Here is a 16,648-nt window from a genome sequence, read left to right on the forward strand (position 1 = left end):
ACGCGCCGATGGCGCGGTGCTCGCTCTCGCTGTCGTCGCCGAGTTCGAGCATTTCGCCGAGGACGGCGACGCGGCGCCCGCCCTCGATTGCTGCCGGCGCGTCCAGGGCGGCGCGGGTCGAGGCGTCGGCGGTCCGCAGCATGAAGGACGGCCGGCCGAGCCGGTCCAGCGCCACGTCGAGCACCCGTACGTCGGCGTGCTCAGCCCGCCCGAAGGCCGCCACGGGTCTCGGCTGCGCCGGCCTCCGAGCCACCGACGAACACGACTCGATCGGGTGCGGCGGTCAGGACGACTCCCCGAGCCGGATCGCTTCCGCGGGGCACATCGTGGCCGACTCGCGTACAGCATCGTGGAGTTCGGAGGGCGGAGTGTCATCGAGGAGCTCGACCAGGCCGTCCTCATCCCGCTGGTCGAAGACGTCGGGGGCGAGCATCACGCACTGGCCCGAGGCAACACACCTGGGAACGTCGACCTCAACACGCATCATGGTTCTCCCCTGTTTCTCTGTGTGGGGCCCGTCACCAGCTGACGGGCATTTACTCGACGCCGCCGTCGTCGCCACAGATGGGTCTGTGGAGCGAGCGGTGGAACTCGGTCGGTTGATTATTGCTATCGGCGTCCGGAGGTGAGCTGGCCGTCGAAGGCGTAGAGAGCGGCCTTCCAGCGCAGGGTCCACCACCTTGCGCGTCAGCTCCGCCAGCCTCATCAACGTCGGCCTCCCCGGCGTCGGCATCACTCATCACCTCAGCCAACAACTGTCGCGTCAAGAGCGGGAGTTACGCCGGCCCACCGTACAGACCCGGTGCCGGAAGTCGACGGCATGCAGCACTACACGCGCGACGGCAGAGCCGTACCCGACCAGTCCAGCTCACCACGGAATCCGAATTCGTCGCGGACGTCGGCCTCCACCGCGAGGACGCGACGGCACCACCCACCACGACTGACAGCTTACCCAGCCAAATGAGATGACGGTTAAGCACCATCAGTACTCACGCAGCCTAGGGGATTGCGAGGCTGCGATTCCAGCCACGACCGATCACCGTCAGCGAAATAACCAGCCATTGGCATGTGCGAACAAGAGCGCAGCCACCCGGATTCAACAGCGCTGCGTATGATCGAACTGCACGCTTTCAAGAGGTGAGGAGTTCAACATTCATGACGGGTGAGCGAGTTGTTGTCGTCACTGGCGGGGGAACGGGAATCGGCGCTGCGACGGCCCGGTTGTTACGCGCCGACGGACACCATGTCGTGATCGCCGGCAGGAGACCGCAGCCGTTGCACCGCATCGCTGCCGAGACCGGAGCGCTGGCCCACCCCGCCGACGTCGCGGATCCCAAGGCCGTCTGCGAACTCGTCGAGACGACGGTGAAGGCCTACGGGAGACTCGACGGTGTCGTACTCAACGCCGGAATCGGGCGGGGCGGCGCGGTCGGCGACACCGAGGTCGAGCATTGGGAAGAGTTGATACGGACGAACCTCACCGGCCCGTTCCTGTTGCTGCGTGCCGCACTGCCGCACCTGCTGAAGACCGGTGGTGCGGTGGTTGCGGTCGCCTCGGTTGCCGCGCTTCGAAACAGCGTCGGCAACGCCGCCTATGCGACGTCCAAGGCGGCCTTGCTCCACCTGTGCCGCTCCCTCGCCGTTGACTATGGGCCGCAGGGATTGCGGGCCAACGCGGTGTGTCCGGGCTGGGTGCGTACGGAGATGGCCGATGACCGGATGGCGCGGTTCGCGGCGGAGGAGGGGCTGGCGGGCGGTGTCGAGGAGGCTTACGTGGAGGCGAACCGGCTGACTCCCGCCCGGCGGCCGGGCGATCCCGCGGAGGTCGCCGAGGCGATCGACTGGCTGCTGTCACCCGCCGCGTCCTACGTCAACGGCTCCGCCCTCACGGTCGATGGCGGGGTGACCACGGTCGGCGTCGGTGGTGCCGCCTTCGACCACCGGATCGAGGCGCGTCCCCCACGCCCGTGACTGACTGACCTCCGACTATGGCCCGGCGGGGCTGTCTGGGCGGCCGAGGAAGATTAGGAAATCGCCATTGCGCGCTCAATGAAGTGCGGTCAAGTGACGGCAAGCATGGGCCCATGGAACTTCTGCAAACAAAGTCGCTACAAGTCTGAGAGTGATGATGTACTGGTAGCGCGGTTGTCGTCCACGATCCACGGCCGGATACTCACACACCATGAACGGCCGAATCATTACATCGGTCGCACGCCACCAGTCCCAACGGCCAAGTTCCCGTTACGGGGTCCTACTTCCCGGACGTATCCGAATGGATCACGAAGTTCCGGGCGGGAGGCGAAACGTAAGCTCGCGCCATGTCGAGGAGAAAAGACTTCTCGCTATCGAGGTCGCCTTTGTCGAAGTTGACGAGACTGTCGGCGGACTGCTCGTGAGGCATGCCTGCGAGCTTGGCGTCGCGTGCCCCCGCCATCACGCACGCGAGTACCGTCGCATCGACTTTGGAGTGAGCGACATCCATAGCGGCAACATGACGGCGCGCGCGAGCCCACGCACCTTCGGTCACATAGTCGTTGAGGACGAGGATGGCATCGCGCGTCTCGATGATCTTGCGGTAGGCCAGCAGCTGCCAAGTTGCCTGCGGCCACATGATCTCGAGCAGACGGTGGCGAGGCTTGAGGAACGCGACGTTTGGCGTGGCCTGTACTAAGTCGTGCCACAGCGGCCACAGGCGCCAGATGGTGCTGATCTCCGTGACGGCGCCTCGCACAGCCCATAGCGTGGGTGCCAAGAGAGCGATCGCCCGTAACAACCCGTGAAAGCCCATGAGGTACGGGAGGAACGGCGTCAGCCGATCGGTGTGGAACAGCAGGCTGATGAGCTGGCCGATCCAGTACAGGAAGGAGAGCGCTGTGCCGATCCCGAACGTCCCTAGACTTGCCTTCAGGACGGGGTTCGACGTGCGCCTGCTGTACTGACGGCACAGGGAGGTACAGGAGAAGTCCGCGACGAGATGGACCATGATCAGGAGGAGCCAATAGGCAGTGGAAGGAGCCGGTGCGCCGGGACCCGTGACGGTGTGTTCCTGATGCGGTGGAGCCAGGGCATCCATGATGAGCAGGGACACCATGGCCAGGACCGTCACATAGCACACGCCCAGACGTGATCGGCCGCCAGCGGCGGCTGAGACGAAGTACAGCACTGCCCCCGACGAGAGCACTCCGATCAGGTTCCGCGCCAGGGCAATGGAATGTCCATCTCCAGTGGCCTGGAGTGCGAGCTGGGTCGCGGTGGGGAGCGTGAGAGTGATGGCAGCCGTGGCGGTGGCCACGGCCAACCACAGTCCGCGCTGCTCAGGGGTGCGTAGAGCGGTAGACCCACGCAGTGCCAGAGCCAGCCACAGGCAACTCACACAGAAGTAGTTGAACCAGCTCAGCACAGTGGAGGACTCAGCGTTCATCCGCGGCACGCGCTCCCAGCGCGGCCTCCAGCCGGCCCAGCACTCCGTGCGGAGCTGTGGCGGCAGACTGCGAAACGCGGATGCGCAGCAGGCTGGCGAGCATCTCCGCCTCCCGCTCCTGACGGCTGGTGTAGTTGGTGCGGCCGAGTAGCCGTTGCACCAAATGCGGGCTCAGATTGGGCAGAAGCGCTTGAGACAACTCGCTGTGGCCGAGGTCCATGCCGTGGTGGTCAAACAGCATGTGCCCGATCTCATGGAGCAGGATGTGCTCTCGGTGCACTCGGCTGGTGCGCTGCTCGCAGAAGATGTGGTCGTCGGTCTCGGTGGCGAGCCACATACCGCAGATGTTGTCCCGGGCAGCCTGTTGAGGCAGCGGATGCAGATGTAACGGCCGTCCCCGCTGGACGGACAGCTCCTGGCACAGGGCATCGACGGTGAAGGGGTGTGGCAGATTGAGTTGCTCGAGGACCGACTGACAACGCTGATGTAGTTGAGCGTATTTGTTCGGCATGCATCTCCCAAAGCCTGTGTGAGGGTGCCCCTATGACGTTGGTCAAGGGGTGAGTGGGGTCGATGGTTGTAGAAGGTTCCATCACGGAGCATGACCAAGAGGAATGCTCGCTCGGCGTCGGGCGAGACAGAGGAGGGCTTGGGTGTGATGCTTTCCCTGGGCGATCTTCTCGTCGTAGTAAGTCTCGTCGTAGTAAGTGCGGAAGGCCGGGTTGGCACCTCAAGCGCGCCCGCATTCGCCGCCCTGGGGGCGGGCGACGCCGGCATAGGCGGCGAGATGGGCCGCGGACGAGGCTGGGGACGACGACGGTCTGTTCGTCGAGCGCGGCCGGGTGTTGCATGCGCGGGCCCAGGATACGTTCCAGAGGGGGATGGACCTGGGTGAACAGGCCGCGCAGCCGGTTGGACAGGCGGGTGGCCTCGGCGGCCAGGTCGTCGTCGAGGTCGCCCGAGCGCAGCGTGTGGGGCACCGCCCGGGCTGCGTCCACGATGATGAACGCGTCGTTCGCGTCGGTCGTGGCCTCGCGGGGATAGAGATCGGCGACCTGCCGCATCGACAGGCCCGGCAGATAGACGACATGGCGGCCAAGGTCGCGGGCGACGGTCAGTGGCAGGGCTCCCACGGAGGCGACCTGGTCGACGATGACCAGGACGGTTCCTTGCTTGGCCTGCAGTTGGGCGAAGACCTCGCGGAGGCTGGGCTCGCTGCCGGGCAGGCGCTGGTCGAGGGTCTTCTTGCCGGTGGGGGGCAGTGCGGTGGCATGGTGTTCGCCCTTGCCGACGTCCGGGCCGAGGCAGACGTCGATGCTGTCGGTATCGATCACCTCGGGCATCCTTCGGTGCTGCTCGCCCGGCCCTGCCACGGCACTGATCGCCACATCCACATTACGAAGAGCCTCCCGGCCTGCGAAAAAGGCCGGTGGTCATGCCCCTGGTCAGCGGTCGGTCAGTGCCCCCGGAGCAGGTGACACCACTCCCCTGGCCGTGCACGCGGTGAGGGGAGGTAGTCATGCCAACTCCGATGGCTGGGAACTCCGTTGCGGGGCTACGAAAGAAGGGGAACGTTTCCTCAGTCATGGGATCCGGCTGCGGGCGTCCGGGCGTCCGGGCTGGCGGGTGGGAGCCCTTCGGCGCGCTGCGCCGGCCTGCGGATCTTGGCGTCGCGCAGTGCGGTGGCCAGCGTTAGTTGGACATTGACCCGTCCCGACACTTCGTCGTTGAGGAAATATTCGAGTGGCACACCGAAGAACTGGGCGAGAGTGTCCAGCTGTTCCAGAGTGAGGTTGCGCTTCTTTCCGGTGGCCAGTTCCCAGAGGTAGGTGGCGGAGATGCTGCCTCCGGTCGTCTCGCGGATCTCCTTGGTGAGCCGCGCGTAACCGGGACGGGTACGTTCGTCTGAACAGAGCGTATCGATCACCTTGTTGAGGCGCAGCTCGAGCTGCGGGAGCAGCGGACGGTCTTCCTCGCCGCGGGCCGGTCCGTGACTGCGCATCTCTCGCCCTTCCTAGCCCGAGGTCTCCCAACGGAGGCAGGAGCCAACCCGGCGTCTGCCAAGAGAGGGAAAGTCTAGCCCGGCTAATGACGCTGCTCCAGGGGAACTACTCTTGGGCTTTGGTCACTTCCCGACGGGTGTGCGCAGATGCCGTGGCGTTGCGGCGGGCGGACGTCAGAGCCAGTAGGCAGCAGGCTGACAGGACGGCCAGGAGCGCCTGGTAGACGGCCACCGGCCATAGCGAGCCATGTCCTACCGTGACCAGGGTTTGGGCCAGGACCGGAGCCGTACCCCCGAACACCACACCTGCCAACTGCTGGGCCAAGGAGATTGCGGTGTAGCGGACCCGGACCGGGAAGGCATCGATGAGCAGGGCGGCGACCACCGCGTAGACGACAGCGCTGGCGGACTCCAACGCGCACACCCCCAGCGTGATCTGGACCAGCGAACCACTGCCCAAGGCAAGGACAGTGAGGGGAATGGCGAGCAGGTACAGAGCCAGGCCAAGGGCGCAGACGCGTACGACCCCCACGCGTTGGGCGATTATCGCGGCCAGTGGCTGGACCAGGAACCGGGCGACAGCCGCGCATAACACCACGCTCAGCACCTTCTCCCGGGGAAAACCGATGTGCGTGGTCGCCCAGGACAGCACGAAGGTACCGGCTAGATACGTCCCGGCAACTGGGACGGCGCAAGCACCGACACACACCGCAATCCTCGGGAAGTACCGCTGCACGGCGTCGCGCACCGGGGCGGACGCCACCCGGCCCTGCTCCGACAGCCGCTCGAACTCTGGGGATTCGGGCACCGCTAGCCGTATGGCCAGGCCGACGGCCATGAGAGGGATGGAGAGCAGGAAAGGAACCCGCCAACCCCAGGTCAGGAACTCGCCGTCGCTCAGCCGCGAGAACGGAAGGTAGACAGCGCTGGTCAGGATGGAGGCCAGCGGCGTCCCCTGCTGCACCATGGCTGTCAGAATGACCCGCCGCCCCCGTGGCGCGTGTTCGCCCGCCAGTAGTACCGCGCCGCCCCACTCGCCACCCACTGCGACCCCTTGAACGAGCCGCAGGACGCACAGCAGCACGGGAGCCATGACTCCCGCCTCCTCATAACGAGGCAGTAGTCCGATGCCTGCGGTAGCCGCCCCCATCAGCCCAAGTGTCGCCACAAGGCTGCGTTTTCGTCCGAGCCGATCCCCGAGATGGCCGAAGAGAACAGCGCCGATCGGGCGCCCCAGAAAGCCAACCCAGAATGTGGCGAACGATGCGAGCAGACCGGTGGTTTGCTGCACTTCGGGAAAGAACAACTCTGGGAAGACCAGGCTGGATGCGGTCGAGAAGATGAAGAAGTCGTACCACTCGACCGTGGTTCCCATCAGGCCGGCGAGACCTGCCTTGTAGGCAGGGGGCAGCCAGGGGCTTCTGCTAGGTGTGCGCGAGGGCAGGCGCATCGTACTCCAAGAGATCACCGCAGTGGACGGGCTATGAACTCGTGACGGGAACTTGTCCGTTGAGACTGGTGGGACGAGACCGAAGTAATGACCAGGCCGTTCGTGGGGTGTGACTACTCGGCTGTAGATCGCGGACCACGACTTGCGGGCACGCGTGGAACCGCTGTTGCCGCCCTCGCACGAGCGGCCGCAGGGGCCGCGGCCGGTGGACGACCGACAGTGCCTGCAGGGCATCTTGTACGTTCTCCACAACGATGTCGCCCGGCAACTGCTGCCCTTGGACCCGGGTTTCGGCTTCGGTCAGACCTGTTGGCGGCGCCTGACCGGTGGCATCGGACCGAGGCTCCCGAGAAACTGCACCGCCTCCTGATCGCCGAGCTGAACACGGCCGGCGAACTCGACTGGACTGGTGCGTGCGTGGACGGCTCCCACGTCCGCGCGACAAAGGGGGAGTCGCGACCGGTCCCTCGCCGGCCGACCGGCGAAAGACGGGCAGCAAACACCGCCCGACCCGTGACGGCAAGGACACACCACTGCACGTCACCACGACTGCGGCCAACGTCAACGACATCACCCAGACCCTCACCCTGGTCGACAACATCCCGCCGGTGACGGCCGGACGGCCGGGCCGACCACGACGGCGCCCAAGTGCGTCCTGGAGCGACACGACATACGACTCCAAGGCCGTACACCACGCGTTGCGGCGCCGCAGGATCATGCCGGTGATCTCCCGGCAAGGGCTCCTCGGACATCAAGGACCTGGGCAAGCTCCGCGATGTCGTCGAGCAGACCTTTGCCTGCTCCACCAGTTCAAACGCCTGGCCGCGCAGTGGGAACGGCGAATCGAGCTCCACGATGCACTCATCTCGTTGGCCTGCGGCAGCAACTGCTGGCGACGCCTCAAAAAGCACAGAGCATGACTCTGTTACGAGTTCATAGTGCTTCGCGTCATGGCCTGGTGTCTCCGTTCCCAGGGGACGTCCGCGCCGCCCCCACACCGGAGACGGGCCAGGCAACATATGCGTACCCAGCCTCCCCACACGTTGGCAAGAGCCACCATGTCGAGGAAGGTCATTCCGGCCAACCTGCGCTCCAGCGATTGTCATGAGCTGACCCTGGTTTCATGGAGTCCCTGAAGCCGGGCTTATGATCTCGGCCCGAAGGAGAACCACGAGCTGAGGCTGATCCTTTGGAGTGGACACCCTGACAATGGATCTTGATGGGCCAGGGAGGGATGTCCCCCTTTGACCGCTCGCCAGGGCGGCCATCCCGCAGTACACCTCAAACATGACGGGCGTGACGGCTTCCCCAGCGACCTCTCCGACACACGGTGGGCGCTGATCGAACCCGTCCTCACCACCTGGCGGGTCAAGCGCCGTCAGTTCGCACTGGACATCGGACGCCCACCCGAGCACGACCTCCGCCAAATCATGAACGCGATCCTGTACGTGGACCGCACCGGCATCCCCTGGCGGTACCTGCCACACGACTTCCCACCCCGTCAGACGGTCCACGGCTACTTCACCCGATGGCAGCAGGACGCCGTGTTCAAGCAGCTCACCGGACTGCTGCGGACACTGGTCCGCCAGAGCGAGGGCCATGGCAGCGAACCAACGGCCTGCGTGCTGGACTCCCAGACCATCAAGACCTCCACCAACGTGCACCTCGCCGATGAGGGCACCGACGCGGGCAAGCGGATCACCGGCCGCAAGCGCCACGGCGCCCGCCTGGGCATCGACGTCCAGCCCGTCCAACACCCGCTCGACACCAAGAGGTTCACGATTATCCCGAGGTGCTGGACCATCGAACGGAGCATCGGCTGGCTCATGCACCACCGACGCCTCGCCCGCGACTATGAAACCCACCCCTCCCGCTCCGAAGCCGTGATCCACCTCGCGATGATCGACCTCATGAGCCGCCGCCTCACCGGCGAAGCCACCGCGCCACGGCCTCGCGGGCCAGCTCCGGGCACGACCAGCGTGACAACGGGGTGCCGGTCTCGGCGGGCAGTTGGCAGGCCAGCGCCTTGATCTGGGTGGCCTGCAGCGCGGTGAACGAAGGCGGACGACCGGAGCGTCGGCGGTCGGCCAGCCCAGGCAGGTCCTCTTCGGCGAACCGCCCCCGCCAGGTCCGCACGGTGTCCACATGCAGGCCCGTCTCGCGGGGGATATGTGCGTTGGAGCCGCCTTTTGCCGCCTGGAGCACGACATGCGCGCGGATCCGGACCTGGTGGGGAGTCTTGTGGCCGTAGGCCATCCTCTTCAGCTGGTGCCTGTGCGAGGCGGTCAGCGATATCGGGCAGGCGACGGCAACGGGCAAGCCAGGCAGGCCAATCAGCAGCAGCGGGCGTTATCGGCTGAAGCCTGACGCAACAACCAGGCGCCCCCGTGCCCACTCCCCGGAGCCGACCAAGACCCCTCGCACAGAAGCTGAGCCACGCCGCGGACGACTGAGCCACACCCTCGCACCGGCCTTACGAACCTGGGGCGCGCAAGCGCAGGCTAGCGCCTTCGGCGGAGTTGTTTGATCTTGATGTGGCCAGCTCGCGGGTGCCCGACGATCGTGAGCGTTGGGGAGGTCGGGTCCGCCGGTGCGGTGGCCTTGTTGCGGATGTGAGCGGTATTGGTGCTCGACGCATCGATCCGCACCCTCCAGCCCTGCGGGACGATCAACTGGATGTTGCCCGTTCCGCAACTCGCCTCGACGGTGACGTCATGGTGTGCGCATGCTGCCTTGGTGAAGTCGATCTCGATACTCAGCATTTTGCATTCGGCGACGATTCTCCGGGGAACTGTCCACTGGCCGTTCTGCTTGATGTTGGCCAGGCGGGTTTTGAGGAAAAGCGTTTCCACCTCAGTGCCGGAGCGAGAGCCGGAAGGCCCATTCTGCGGCAGATCAGCCACCAGGACGTCGAGTTCGCCGTACGTCTTCGCGCCGTAAGCTCGATCGAGCCTCTCCTCCAACTCGGCAAGGTCAATCCGGCCTTCACCTGCGGCAACCCGCAGCCGCTCCGCCACCGACTCCCGGTCAGCATCCCCTGCCCGAGGCGCCACTACGCCCCGCGACGTTGCCAGCTCCCGCCCCTGTTCCCCATCAGTCATAGTGAGACTGTAGCCGTACAGTCCAATCGCCCATGCACAACATCGGCCCCGGAGTCAATCCCCGAAGAACTTGCCGCGACGACCACTGAGGGGTCTGGTGGAGGCTTGGCGGCTCGGACGACCTGCAGCGTTGGGGCCCCGGGCTCGCGGACAAACCCCGTGTCGGCGTCCCGGGCTCCACACGCCCGGTCGGGGCCGTGGACCGTTGAGAACAGGTGCCGTTCGTGCGCCCCGCGCTACAGGGGACGTGGCTTGGGTGAGTGGCGTCCGGTCAGGCGGGCGGAGAGTCAGCCCACAGGCCATACAGGGAGCCGGTCTCTCGCTCGACCTCGTTAAGGATCTGGGCCCGGTCGGCGTGGCCGAACAGCAGCCGGAACGCCTCCCGGTGGATCGGGCCGGGGGCACGGAGCAACTGGTCGGCGAGGCTGCCGGCATCCTTGGACCGTACGCCGGAGCGCTGTTCCTTGGAGGTGACAGCCGCCGCGGCGGCGGCGGTTCGGGACGGGGGTGCGGCGGCCATGGCGCACACCGTGCCGCGTGGGGCCGGCTAGTGTCTCGGGCTCCTGGTGCGTCAGTGAGCTTCTTCAGCATTGCCGCTCCATGATGAGGGCGGCTTTGGCGATTGACGTCATGCGGTTTGGGCTGCACCGGGCCCGGCGGAAGATCGTTCCCCGCGGGGCGGGCGTCTGACCGACGTGGTCACCCAAGCGCGGCCTCCGATGTAGGCACGGTCGGCGAGGACGAGGACACCCTGGAGCGGCAACGCTGAAGAAGCTCAGTGATAACACTGGCACCGCACTCCGTGGCGACTCAACAGGCGCTCCCACACGCCCCCGCCCCAGTCACCGGTGGAGGACCGCTTGCGCTCGTTTCAACGCTCCCCTTTGGTAACTTGCCAATGCGGCCAGAAATGCTTGGTCCTTGTTCGGAAGCGCAGTGATGAGAGCGCGCCGCACCCGCACGGCCGTTCCGGGAAGGTCCACCTCCGTGGCGCACTCCCCGTCCGCTACGGCTACTCCCTTCTCACGTTTCCGGAATGCGGTCTTCGATGACTCTTTCCGAAGGTTGATTTTTCGATGGATGCGATTCAGTGTGTCGCGGGCCTCTTCCGGAGTGCGGTACGTGTATCCGCGCGCCGCCATGCACGAGCGCCAGTCGGACATTGCAGATGAGAATTCCGGAGTATTGGGTACCTTGGCGTCGAGGCGGCCGTTGAGTGCCTCGGGCGCGTAGTACATGCGGGCCCACACCGTGACGTCGCCGGTCAGTTCGCGACGGGCCTCCGCGTCGCAGCCCTGCCGTCGCACCCGTACCGTGCCGGTACCTGTCGCGACGTCGTCGCTGGATCCCGGGGGACCGGAGAAGGCGATGTCGAAGGAGCGCTGCCGGTCCGGCGGCAGGTCGGTGTAGTACGGGGTGGATGGTGGCCCTGACTGCCGAGGCGCGGTGGCGATGGCGTATCCGTGGCTTCTGCGGCCGGGGAGGTCCACGAGCGCAGCGGTGTCATCGAGGGATGTCGGCAGCGGAGCCCGCTTGGCGGGGTAGGTGAAGCCCTTCTCCTTCATGCACTGGTGGACGAGCTTGTTCACCGCCGTGTCCAGGGTCTGCTGCGCTCGCGGCCAGCTGCCTGACCGGGTCACCATGTCGAGAGCCTCGGGGCTCAGCCGCCCGTTGAACGGGGGCGGCTTCGGAAGAGGCGCGGCCGCCCTGTCCGGCTGCGCCGACGCGCAGCCGGCCAGGGCGGCCAGGACGGCCAGGACGGCCACGGGGGGCCGCAGCGCCCTTGCGGGTCGCCTCATCACCTCGGCGAACACCAGTGATTGGAGCTGATCGTGTCGTTGAACGCCGGGTCGTTGTAACCGACGGGCGGCGCCGCTCCGAAGTCGGGGACCTCGTCGTTCCTGCCCAGGCTGTGGTACCGGCCGTTGTAACCCGCGTCCGTCCAGTAGTAGACCGTGCACTCCCTGCCGCGGTTGGCGTAGGAGCTGATGCAGTCGTTCCAGGTGCCACTGCGGCACTGGCTCTGTCCGAAGGCCGTGAAGTTGGGGTTGTTGCCCGAGACACGGCCCCGGGCACCGCCGTAGTTGCTGTTCACCCAGAAGCACGTGTCGCCGGCCGCACAGGTGAGAAGCGGATCCACGCTCTCGCCGGAGGTCGCCGCCGTGGCGGGCGCTGCGGTGACACCACCGAGCACCAACAGGGCTGAACCCGCAGCCGCAGCCAATATCTTGCGCATGGTTGTCCTCTCTGTTCTTGCTCATAGTTGGAGCAGTACACGTTTTCCTGCCCGAAAAGAGACTGCAGCCATTCACAGGAACGTTGGTAGAAGTGTGAGGCTGAACGCAACAAGCCTGGTCCGAGCCGGTCGCGTTGCACGGCGACTAGAGATTGTGAACGAAAAAGCAGAAGTCAGGGGGAAACGGAATGCTGAGGATCCATTTCGCTTCGGACGACCTGGCCCGCACGCGATTAGCCGAGGGCCCCGACCCGATGTGGGAACTGTGCATCAGCCTCCACCGCCTGCAACGCCGCGACGTCTCCGTGCTCTTCGGGGCATGGCGACGACAAGTCGTACCCAACGTTCCGGCGTCGACCCGCGTCCTCTCGGCGCTGGCCCCGGGGGTCGGCTACAGCTGCGACTTCCTCACCCCGCGCACCGGCGTCGATCTGCTCGACCAGACACAGGCGCTGCGAGCCACGCCACGGTCTCGACTCCGCGACGACCTGGAGGCGTACGCTCGCCTCAACCCACGGCGGTGCCTGCCACGTTGGGCGGGGGAACTGGCCGACGGCCGGGCCCGCCTCCTCGAACTGATCGGGGACGCCGCGGAGCGCTACTTCACCGCTGGCCTGGCGCCGTACTGGCAGCAGATCCGTACCCAGGTCAGCAGAGACCTGCAACTGCGCACCCGTACGCTCGCCACGGCCGGCTGGGACGCGGTGTTCACCACCCTGCACACATCCGCCCGCTGGAGCTATCCGGTCCTGGAGCTCGACTATCCCGTCGACCAGGACATGCGCTTGGGGGGTCGTGGACTGCTGCTCCAGCCGTCGTTCTTCTGCCGGTACGCGCCCACCGCCCTCTTCGACCCCTCCTACGATCCAGTCCTTGTCTACCCCATCGAGCACCAGCCCGACTGGGCCTCCTCCGGCACCGCCACTGACGGTCAGCGGCCGCTCATCGCGCTCCTGGGCCGGGCACGGGCCAGCTTGCTGCAGGCGGTAGCCGAGGGCCCTGGCAACACCACCGAACTCGCGCGCCGTACCGGCCTGACCCTCTCGAACACCAGCCGCCACCTCACCGCGCTGCGCGAGGCATCCCTCACCTCCAACCAGCGTCACCATAGCGCCACGCTGCACTCGGTGACCGGCCTCGGCATCGCCCTGCTCAACGGCACATTGCCGCAACTGCCCACCTGACCGTCGTAACCCGAGGCCACGTTGTACGCCACGCCACGTCAGTGCCCGGGTTCACATCCGGGCACTCAGATCTTTGCGTCGTGGGTGGGTGGAGGGAGGGCCGCGGTTTCGTCAATGATGGCGCGGGCGAGGTCGGCGATGCGGACCTGATGGTGCCGGGCGTGGGCGCGCATTTGTTGGAAAGCGGTGTCGGGGTCGATGGCGTGGCGGGCGGCCAGGAACCCTTTGGCCTGTTCGATGGTGGTGCGGGTGTGCAGGGCCCGTTGCCATTTGCTTTGCACGGTGCGATGTTGGTCAAGGGCGGTCTGCCGGAGCAGAGATTGCGGTGACGTCGGCCAGGGCCAGGGACCGGCCGGCTTCGGACAAGGTACCCGGGGTGCGGCGGAAGAGGTTCAATGTGTTACTGACCTTTCCGTTCAGTTGCCGTGTTGAGCGAGAGGCTGGTTTCGGCGAGGCAGCCATCGAGATGCGGCCACGGGAAGCGCCGTTGAACCGAACCACGGGCGTGCTCCCTCTGGGTGCCCAGGTGCGTGCGCGGTGCGACGTCATCGAGAGGCTCTGCCAAGATTCCCGCTAGAGGTGACGTTGGGTCACTTTGCTGGCATCGTCGAGTGTGTGCGACAACTTGCTTTGTGTGCTGTTCCCGCATCCGGCTGCGGTGTTGGTGGGGTGGGTGTCATCGGACGGATGCGTAGTACGGGTCGATGCGCGTGCCCGTGAAGTTGCGCGTCCATGTCCAGACTGCGGTGCGAATTCCGTTCGTGTGCACAGCTGGTATGAACGGAGTCTGGATGATGTTCCCGTAGGTGGACGCTCCGTGGTTGTTCAACTATCGGTGCGCCGACTTTACTGCGATGCAGTTGAGTGCAGACGCCGGTCCTTTGCTGAACAGATTGACGGCCTGACTGCTCCTTACGGACGGCGCACTGCCATACTGGCTGGGATGCTCCACGAAATAGCCTTGGCCCTCGCCGGCCGGGCTGGCGCCAGGCTGGCGGCGGAACTCCACGTCACCGTCAGCCGAACTACCTCGCTCAGTATGCTGGTTGCATTGCCTGACCCTCCCTTGCTGGAGCCAAGAGTTCCAGGGATAGACGATTTTGCGACCAAACGCGGCAGGAAGTACGGGACCGTCCTGGTCGACGCAGAAAGTCGCAAGGTCGTGGATTTGCTGCCAGGGCGGGAGAAAGAACTGGTAGCCAGTCGGCTGTCCGAGCACCCCGGGGTCGAAATAATCTGCAGGGACCGGGCTGGCGGCTACGCCGAAGCGGCGAACGCGGGTGCACCTCAAGCATGACAAGTAGCCGATCGCTGGCATTTATGGGACAACCTCGCACACGCTGTCGAGCGAACCGTCATCACCCACCGCGCCTGCCTCGTGCCACCGGCGCTGACCGCCCCCTCTGCCAGACGCTTGGCCACCGCTCCTCCATCCACCGTCGACCCTGACACCGGCCGTGAGAAGTGGCTAGCGACTCGAACCCGTCAACGCCACCGAGAGGTTCAGCAACTGTTCGCACGGGGCCGTTCAATCAGCGATATTGGCCGGGAACTTGGAATGGGACGGTCGGCAGCACGGCGCTATGCCCGCACAGAAGTACCGGATGGACTCATCGACGGGGCGATGCGCACAACACCACTGGACGACTACAAGCCCTATCTCATTCGCCGTTGGAACGAAGGCTGCACCAACGCCTCACTCCTGTATCGCGAAATATGCGAGCAAGGCTACCCAGGGCGCACCGCACAAGCAACTCGGCACTACTTGCATCCTCTTCGGACATCTCTGGGATCGATCCGTTCACCAATGCCCGTCCTCAAGCCGCAACAGGTGACCAACTGGATCATGTGGCATCCAGATCGTTTGAACCCGACCGAGAAACAACAACTCGATGAAGCCCTGCACCGCTGCCCGGAGTTGGCAACTGTCCGCGGCCACGTCCATGCCTTTGCCCGCATGCTCTGCAATCTGTCCGGCGAGACGCTTGAGCATTTTGACCCGATTTACGTGTCCTTCGACGGGCCCTGAACTCCAGGAGAGGGTCAGTCCAGCAGCGACAGCTTTCTCGTCACGCCGTAACCCGTCAGCCAGGGCGACCATCGCGGGAAGTCCACTGGAACTGATGACACTGAGCCATAGATGTACGGCCGAGCCAGCTTCGCGCTGCTCCGGAAGCGGGTACTGCTCGCTTGAGCAAGTGACCCAACGTCACCTCTCACGGGAATCGTGGCAGAGCCTCTCGATGACACCGTCCGTGGTCCGCACGTGGGGCCGGCGTGGGCACACGCCGGTAGTGCGGGTGCGAGGACGCTCCTGGCGCCGCTTGTCGATCGCCGCCCTGTGCTGCGCCAAGCCCGGCGAGATCTCACGGCTGATCTGCCGGCCCTGCCGTCACGGCGAGCATCCCGGTCCGGGGCGCAAAAGCCTCGTCTCAACACCCATCGGGCCGCCGGCATGCGCCAGTACGCCGCTGAACATGACTGGCTCACCGTCGTCCAGCTCCCCTCCTATGCACCGGATCTGAACCCGGTGGAAGGGGTGTGGTCCCTGCTGCGGCGCGGTCCGCTGGCCAACGTCGCCTTCACCCATCACGAACACCTCGAACGCGTCTCACGCCGCGGACTGCGTCGCATCCCGCGTCATCCCGAACTCATCGACGGCTGTCTCCCCGGCACCGGCTTCAGACTCACCCACCACCCGACAACACCCCGAAAAAATCAGTAGGTCTGTTTCGCGATCCGGCGGCCGAGCTGTTCGAGGAACTTCTGCAAGCTGGACGAGGTGACCTCGAAGTCGTCGGACCAGAAGGCCTTGGTGGACTTCCAGACTTGTCCGCTGGCTCCGATCGCGAAGAGATGGCCCCCGCCGTCGCTGGCGAAGACCAGCGCGATCGGTTCGCCGTCGATCGGAGCGGGGCCGTACTCACGTATGTGCTCCGCCGCTGTCGCAGGTGAGTGGATGAAGTACCCGCTGTCGACGTCGGGCAGCTGAGCCTCACCGATCAGGCCTCCGGCCCCCCGAAGCAGTGGCGCTCCGCCGACCTGGTCGGCTGCAGCGTCATGGGTCTTCTCGTTACTCCACAGTGCGGCCGATGAGTTTGTGGCTCCCGGCCGGTCCAAGTTCGTGACACCCCGGGAAAGGACAGCGCCATGTCGGAACTTCTTGTCGACTTCATCACCTCCCTCGACGGCCACGCATCGGGAGAGGGGTGGCCCGGGTTCTGGGGCCTCGAGGGCCCGGAGTACCTCGCATG

At 65.7% G+C, this 16,648-nt stretch carries 19 protein-coding genes and 6 pseudogenes; 9 read left to right on the plus strand and 16 right to left on the minus strand.

The genetic code is table 11. The features are described 5' to 3' along the window. Positions 1-250: pseudogene (locus ACWDZ7_RS41075) on the minus strand (UDP-N-acetylmuramoyl-tripeptide--D-alanyl-D-alanine ligase); the annotation flags it as partial. A 33-nt stretch (positions 251-283) separates the two neighbouring features. After that, positions 284-484 carry a ferredoxin gene (locus ACWDZ7_RS41080; RefSeq protein WP_451803880.1) on the minus strand — a complete coding sequence of 67 codons (201 nt, stop codon included), beginning with the start codon at positions 482-484 and terminating at the stop codon, positions 284-286. A 671-nt stretch (positions 485-1,155) separates the two neighbouring features. Between ACWDZ7_RS41080 and ACWDZ7_RS41085 the strand changes: the two genes are divergently transcribed. Continuing rightward, positions 1,156-1,971, plus strand: coding sequence for an SDR family NAD(P)-dependent oxidoreductase (locus tag ACWDZ7_RS41085; RefSeq protein WP_451803864.1), 816 nt, complete (start codon positions 1,156-1,158; stop codon positions 1,969-1,971). A gap of 280 nt (positions 1,972-2,251) precedes the next feature. Here ACWDZ7_RS41085 and ACWDZ7_RS41090 read toward each other — a convergent pair whose 3' ends face one another. From ACWDZ7_RS41090 to ACWDZ7_RS41110, 5 genes and pseudogenes are all read right to left on the minus strand, one after another. After that, entirely contained in the window at positions 2,252-3,421 is a 1,170-nt protein-coding gene (locus ACWDZ7_RS41090) for an MAB_1171c family putative transporter (protein ID WP_451803865.1), read from the minus strand. Further along, positions 3,411-3,932 (minus strand): hypothetical protein, encoded by a 522-nt coding sequence (locus ACWDZ7_RS41095; RefSeq protein ID WP_451803866.1) that lies wholly within the window; start codon positions 3,930-3,932, stop codon positions 3,411-3,413. The genes ACWDZ7_RS41090 and ACWDZ7_RS41095 overlap by 11 nt, the downstream gene beginning before the upstream one ends. A gap of 59 nt (positions 3,933-3,991) precedes the next feature. After that, a pseudogene (locus tag ACWDZ7_RS41100) lies at positions 3,992-4,755 on the minus strand (IS110 family transposase); the annotation flags it as partial. A 245-nt stretch (positions 4,756-5,000) separates the two neighbouring features. Then, positions 5,001-5,423, minus strand: coding sequence for a hypothetical protein (locus ACWDZ7_RS41105; protein WP_451803867.1), 423 nt, complete (start codon positions 5,421-5,423; stop codon positions 5,001-5,003). Positions 5,424-5,529: 106 nt separating this feature from the next. Further along, positions 5,530-6,798 (minus strand): MFS transporter, encoded by a 1,269-nt coding sequence (locus tag ACWDZ7_RS41110; RefSeq protein WP_451803868.1) that lies wholly within the window; start codon positions 6,796-6,798, stop codon positions 5,530-5,532. A gap of 229 nt (positions 6,799-7,027) precedes the next feature. Between ACWDZ7_RS41110 and ACWDZ7_RS41115 the strand changes: the two genes are divergently transcribed. From ACWDZ7_RS41115 to ACWDZ7_RS41125, 3 genes are all read left to right on the plus strand, one after another. Continuing rightward, positions 7,028-7,243: a transposase gene (locus tag ACWDZ7_RS41115; RefSeq protein ID WP_451803869.1), complete on the plus strand. Its 216-nt coding sequence runs from the start codon at positions 7,028-7,030 to the stop codon at positions 7,241-7,243. 43 nt (positions 7,244-7,286) lie between these two features. Next, positions 7,287-7,793 carry a transposase gene (locus ACWDZ7_RS41120; protein ID WP_451803870.1) on the plus strand — a complete coding sequence of 169 codons (507 nt, stop codon included), beginning with the start codon at positions 7,287-7,289 and terminating at the stop codon, positions 7,791-7,793. Positions 7,794-8,117: 324 nt separating this feature from the next. Next, the gene (locus ACWDZ7_RS41125; RefSeq protein WP_451803871.1) at positions 8,118-8,903 is read left to right on the plus strand and encodes a transposase; all 786 of its coding nucleotides are present in this window, start codon (positions 8,118-8,120) and stop codon (positions 8,901-8,903) included. On the opposite strand, the gene ACWDZ7_RS41130 is transcribed toward ACWDZ7_RS41125, so the two are convergent. From ACWDZ7_RS41130 to ACWDZ7_RS41155, 6 genes and pseudogenes are all read right to left on the minus strand, one after another. Beyond that, positions 8,797-9,129: a helix-turn-helix domain-containing protein gene (locus tag ACWDZ7_RS41130; RefSeq protein WP_451803881.1), complete on the minus strand. Its 333-nt coding sequence runs from the start codon at positions 9,127-9,129 to the stop codon at positions 8,797-8,799. The genes ACWDZ7_RS41125 and ACWDZ7_RS41130 overlap by 107 nt on opposite strands. A 245-nt stretch (positions 9,130-9,374) precedes the next feature. Next, positions 9,375-9,974, minus strand: coding sequence for a DUF1707 SHOCT-like domain-containing protein (locus ACWDZ7_RS41135; RefSeq protein WP_451803872.1), 600 nt, complete (start codon positions 9,972-9,974; stop codon positions 9,375-9,377). Positions 9,975-10,245: 271 nt separating this feature from the next. Next, on the minus strand, positions 10,246-10,494 hold the full coding sequence (locus tag ACWDZ7_RS41140) for a hypothetical protein (protein WP_451803873.1): 249 nt from the start codon (positions 10,492-10,494) through the stop codon (positions 10,246-10,248). 64 nt (positions 10,495-10,558) lie between these two features. Then, positions 10,559-10,728 (minus strand): annotated as a pseudogene (locus tag ACWDZ7_RS41145) (IS5/IS1182 family transposase); the annotation flags it as partial. A gap of 88 nt (positions 10,729-10,816) precedes the next feature. Beyond that, positions 10,817-11,563, minus strand: a complete 747-nt coding sequence (locus tag ACWDZ7_RS41150; protein ID WP_451803874.1) for a hypothetical protein — start codon at positions 11,561-11,563, stop codon at positions 10,817-10,819. 209 nt (positions 11,564-11,772) lie between these two features. Further along, complete coding sequence (locus tag ACWDZ7_RS41155) at positions 11,773-12,210, minus strand: peptidase inhibitor family I36 protein (protein WP_451803875.1); 438 nt, start codon at positions 12,208-12,210, stop codon at positions 11,773-11,775. A gap of 188 nt (positions 12,211-12,398) precedes the next feature. Between ACWDZ7_RS41155 and ACWDZ7_RS41160 the strand changes: the two genes are divergently transcribed. Beyond that, positions 12,399-13,394 (plus strand): ArsR family transcriptional regulator, encoded by a 996-nt coding sequence (locus tag ACWDZ7_RS41160; protein WP_451803876.1) that lies wholly within the window; start codon positions 12,399-12,401, stop codon positions 13,392-13,394. 65 nt (positions 13,395-13,459) lie between these two features. On the opposite strand, the gene ACWDZ7_RS41165 is transcribed toward ACWDZ7_RS41160, so the two are convergent. Then, positions 13,460-13,675 (minus strand): ANTAR domain-containing protein, encoded by a 216-nt coding sequence (locus ACWDZ7_RS41165; RefSeq protein ID WP_451803877.1) that lies wholly within the window; start codon positions 13,673-13,675, stop codon positions 13,460-13,462. A gap of 392 nt (positions 13,676-14,067) precedes the next feature. On the opposite strand from ACWDZ7_RS41165, the gene ACWDZ7_RS41170 reads away from it, so the two are divergent. Together ACWDZ7_RS41170 and ACWDZ7_RS41175 are read left to right on the plus strand one after the other, a co-directional pair. Next, positions 14,068-14,691, plus strand: coding sequence for an ISL3 family transposase (locus tag ACWDZ7_RS41170; protein WP_451803882.1), 624 nt, complete (start codon positions 14,068-14,070; stop codon positions 14,689-14,691). A gap of 261 nt (positions 14,692-14,952) precedes the next feature. Then, entirely contained in the window at positions 14,953-15,423 is a 471-nt protein-coding gene (locus tag ACWDZ7_RS41175; protein WP_451803878.1) for a hypothetical protein, read from the plus strand. Here the strand turns inward: ACWDZ7_RS41175 and ACWDZ7_RS41180 are convergent. Next, positions 15,376-15,504 (minus strand): annotated as a pseudogene (locus ACWDZ7_RS41180) (hypothetical protein); the annotation flags it as partial. The gene ACWDZ7_RS41175 and the pseudogene ACWDZ7_RS41180 sit on opposite strands and share 48 nt — an antisense overlap. A 130-nt stretch (positions 15,505-15,634) precedes the next feature. Here ACWDZ7_RS41180 and ACWDZ7_RS41185 point away from each other — a divergent pair. Next, positions 15,635-16,119, plus strand: a pseudogene (locus tag ACWDZ7_RS41185) (transposase); the annotation flags it as partial. Here the strand turns inward: ACWDZ7_RS41185 and ACWDZ7_RS41190 are convergent. Further along, complete coding sequence (locus ACWDZ7_RS41190) at positions 16,113-16,514, minus strand: hypothetical protein (protein WP_451803879.1); 402 nt, start codon at positions 16,512-16,514, stop codon at positions 16,113-16,115. The pseudogene ACWDZ7_RS41185 and the gene ACWDZ7_RS41190 sit on opposite strands and share 7 nt — an antisense overlap. 30 nt (positions 16,515-16,544) lie before the next feature. Between ACWDZ7_RS41190 and ACWDZ7_RS41195 the strand changes: the two are divergent. After that, positions 16,545-16,648, plus strand: a pseudogene (locus ACWDZ7_RS41195) (dihydrofolate reductase family protein); the annotation flags it as partial.

This window comes from Streptomyces sp. NPDC003032 (assembly GCF_053591415.1).

Bases quoted from the DNA above. Each gene is read 5' to 3' on its own strand.
- ACWDZ7_RS41080 (WP_451803880.1), bottom strand. From the start codon at position 484: ATGCGTGTTGAGGTCGACGTTCCCAGGTGTGTTGCCTCGGGCCAGTGC.
- ACWDZ7_RS41085 (WP_451803864.1), top strand. From the start codon at position 1,156: ATGACGGGTGAGCGAGTTGTTGTCGTCACTGGCGGGGGAACGGGAATC.
- ACWDZ7_RS41090 (WP_451803865.1), bottom strand. From the start codon at position 3,421: ATGAACGCTGAGTCCTCCACTGTGCTGAGCTGGTTCAACTACTTCTGT.
- ACWDZ7_RS41095 (WP_451803866.1), bottom strand. From the start codon at position 3,932: ATGCCGAACAAATACGCTCAACTACATCAGCGTTGTCAGTCGGTCCTC.
- ACWDZ7_RS41105 (WP_451803867.1), bottom strand. From the start codon at position 5,423: ATGCGCAGTCACGGACCGGCCCGCGGCGAGGAAGACCGTCCGCTGCTC.
- ACWDZ7_RS41110 (WP_451803868.1), bottom strand. From the start codon at position 6,798: ATGGGAACCACGGTCGAGTGGTACGACTTCTTCATCTTCTCGACCGCA.
- ACWDZ7_RS41130 (WP_451803881.1), bottom strand. From the start codon at position 9,129: ATGGCCTACGGCCACAAGACTCCCCACCAGGTCCGGATCCGCGCGCAT.
- ACWDZ7_RS41135 (WP_451803872.1), bottom strand. From the start codon at position 9,974: ATGACTGATGGGGAACAGGGGCGGGAGCTGGCAACGTCGCGGGGCGTA.
- ACWDZ7_RS41140 (WP_451803873.1), bottom strand. From the start codon at position 10,494: ATGGCCGCCGCACCCCCGTCCCGAACCGCCGCCGCCGCGGCGGCTGTC.
- ACWDZ7_RS41155 (WP_451803875.1), bottom strand. From the start codon at position 12,210: ATGCGCAAGATATTGGCTGCGGCTGCGGGTTCAGCCCTGTTGGTGCTC.
- ACWDZ7_RS41160 (WP_451803876.1), top strand. From the start codon at position 12,399: ATGCTGAGGATCCATTTCGCTTCGGACGACCTGGCCCGCACGCGATTA.
- ACWDZ7_RS41175 (WP_451803878.1), top strand. From the start codon at position 14,953: ATGGGACGGTCGGCAGCACGGCGCTATGCCCGCACAGAAGTACCGGAT.